Genomic DNA, 681 nt, shown 5'->3' with positions numbered 1-681 from the left:
GGCCTGCAACATCGCGACGGCCTGCAGGGAACTGTCCGAAGAAGCCGCCGGCATCGTCGACCGCCGCGTCGCAGACATCGTCGACACGCTGAGCCCGCTGCGCCTGCACAACATCGTCAAGGCCGCCCTGTGGGAAGCAGACCCCGTCACCGCCCGCGCCCAGGCGGAGGAGAAGGCCCGCGAACGCGGAGTCTGGGCCGGCCGCACCGACGACCACGGCACCACCACCTTGTTCATCAAAGCCCCCACCTGCACCGTCATCCGCATCGAAGCCACCATCAACCAGATCGCCAACACCCTCGCCGCGCTCGGCGATACCACCTCCCTGAACGAACGCCGAGTCCGAGCCCTCGACATCATCGCCGACCCCGCCCTAGCCGCCGAACTCCTCCAAGTAGCCCGCCACCTCACCACCACCCCCTCCGCCCCCGAGCCACCCATCGACTCCGAAGCCGCCACCGAACGCGAGGCCCCAACCGCGCCTACGTCGCCCGCCACGCCTGCCTCGCCCACGACGGCCACCGAGCCCGCGCCACCCGCTGAGCCCGACGCCGCGACCGTCGCGCCGTCAGCCGACGCTGCTTCCGCGGCACCTTCCACCTCTGATGCTCCCGCCCCGGAAGAGACACCCGTGGATCCGCACCCAGGGCGCTGGCCATGGGACGACGTGCCCGATGCCGA

1 pseudogene is annotated in these 681 nt (G+C 71.1%); it reads left to right on the top strand.

What is annotated here, in order from left to right:
• Positions 1-681 (top strand): annotated as a pseudogene (locus G3I17_RS39215) (hypothetical protein); the annotation flags it as partial.

This window comes from Streptomyces sp. SID13031 (assembly GCF_010548305.1).
GTDB lineage: Bacteria > Actinomycetota > Actinomycetes > Propionibacteriales > Kribbellaceae > Kribbella.
The sequence above is the reverse complement of the archived record's forward strand: the minus strand, read 5'-3'. Positions and strand labels throughout refer to the sequence as shown.